The sequence below is a fragment of the Myxococcus vastator genome, from assembly GCF_010894475.1.
Taxonomy (GTDB): Bacteria; Myxococcota; Myxococcia; order Myxococcales; family Myxococcaceae; genus Myxococcus; species Myxococcus vastator.
This window is the reverse complement of the sequence record NZ_JAAIYB010000763.1, coordinates 1-2,042: the sequence shown is the minus strand read 5'-3', so window position 1 is coordinate 2,042 and position 2,042 is coordinate 1. Positions and strand designations below refer to the sequence as shown.

The following is a 2,042-nucleotide window of genomic DNA, read 5'->3' as shown; positions in this document are numbered from 1 at the left end:
CAGCGCCACTGGCACTTCCGCGCCCACCCCCATTCCCCTCAACTGGTGCGCCACCTGGTTGGCCTGCGCCTCCAACTGGCGGTACGTCAGCTCCCGCTCCTCGCACCGCACCGCGGGCGACTCCGGCGTCCGCTCCGCGTGGTGCTCGACGCACCGGTGGACAGCCTCCCACCGCAAAGCCTGGGCCGCGTTGTTCCATTCCTCCAGCACCTGATGACGCTCGGCATCGGTCAGCAGCGGTATCTCGGAGAGGCGCGATTCGGGCCGCGTGGTGACGGCCTTCAGCACCTGCTCCAGGTGGAACACCATCCGCTCCGCCGTGGCCTCCGTGAAGAGGTCGGTGCTGAACTGGAGCGCGCCCTCGAAGCCCTCCGGTGTCTCGCCCAGACTCAGTGACAGCTCGAAGCGCGCCGTCTCCCGGTCGAGCAACCCCATCGGCCTCACGGACAGCCCGGGCAGCGACAAGGGCCCCACCGGGGCGTTCTGCAACACGAACAGGACCTGGAAGAGCGCACTCCGCCCCAGGTTCCGTTCGGGCTGGAGGTGCTCCACCAGCTTCTCGAAGGGAAGGTCCTCGTGCTCATAGGCGCCGAGCGTCCGCTCACGCACCTGCGCCAGCAGCTCACGGAAGGTGGCCTCGGGCCGGACCTGTGCGCGAAGGACCAGGGTGTTGACGAAGAAGCCGATGAGCCCCTCCGTCTCCTGGTACCGGCGCCCCGCGATGGGCGAGCCCACCAGCACGTCCTCCTGTCCCGAGTAACGAGCGAGCAGGAGCTGGAAGCCCGCCAGCAGCACCATGAAGGGCGTGGCCCCTTCCGCATGGGCGAGGGCCGTCACCGCGTCCCTCAACGAACGCGACAGGTGAACCGGCACCAGGGCGCCTCGGTGCGAAAGCGTCGCGGGTCTCGGCTTGTCCGTGGGGAGGTCCAGGAACGGAGGCGCGTCGGACAACTGCTGCCGCCACCAGGCGATCTGTGCGTCCAGCGGGGCACCGCTCAGCCACTGCCGCTGCCACACCGCATAGTCCGCGTACTGCACGGGCAGCGCCGGCAACTCGGGCGGGCGCCCCTCGTGGAAGGCGGAGTAGAGCGCCCCCATTTCGCGGACCAGCACGCCCAGGGACCAACCATCCGAGACGATGTGATGCAGCACCAACACCACGGCGTGCGTCTCCGGCGACAGCCGAGCCAGGACCGCGCGGACCAGGGGACCTCGCGCCAGGGAGAAGGGCCGCAAGGACTCGCGTATCGCTCGCCCGCGGAAGTCGGTTTCGCGCTCCGCTTCAGGGAGCACGCTCAAGTCCTCGAACTCGAGCACGAAGTCTCCGGCCGGCGCGATGACCTGGACGGGTTCGCCTTCGTGAGAGGAAAACGTCGTGCGCAGCGGCTCATGCCGCGCGACAAGAGCCGAGAACGCGCGTTGCAACGCGGCCACGTTCAGCGTGCCCTCGATGCGAAGCGCGATGGGGACGTTGTAGACGGCGCTGCCCGGATGAAGCTGGTCGATGAACCAGAGCCGTTGCTGGGCGAACGACACGGGCAATGCGCCCGTTCGAGCCACCGGCGTCATCGCTGGCGCACTCAGGGGTATCGAGGCCCGCGCTGCCTCTTCGATTTGCCGCGCCAGTGCGTCGAGCGTGGGCGAGGCGAAGAGCGTCCGCAGCGGCAGCTCCACACCGAACTCCGAGCGAATGTGCGCGATGAGCTGAGTCGCCAGCAAGGAGTGACCGCCCAGCTCGAAGAAGTCAGCGTCGGCGCTGACCTGCTTCAGGTCCAGGACCGCGCACCACAGGTGGCCGAGCTTCTGCTCGGTGGGCGTGCGCGGCTCGACGTGCTGTCGCTGCTCGGGGACGCCTGCCTCCGAGGCCAGGAGCGCCTTGCGGTCGACCTTGCCGTTGGGCGTCAGCGGCAGCGCCTCCAGCACCACCACCACCGACGGCACCATGTACTCCGGCAGCTTCTGCCTCACCGCCTCCTTCAGCGCCGCGGCGTCCGCTCCAGGCGCCACCACGTACGCCTCCACCCGCTTCTCCTGCCCCTCCC

1 protein-coding gene is annotated in these 2,042 nt (G+C 69.1%); it reads right to left on the bottom strand.

The window, feature by feature from the left end:
* A partial coding sequence (locus G4D87_RS37000; RefSeq protein ID WP_240358919.1) for a condensation domain-containing protein occupies nucleotides 1-2,042 on the bottom strand: 2,042 nt, incomplete at both ends.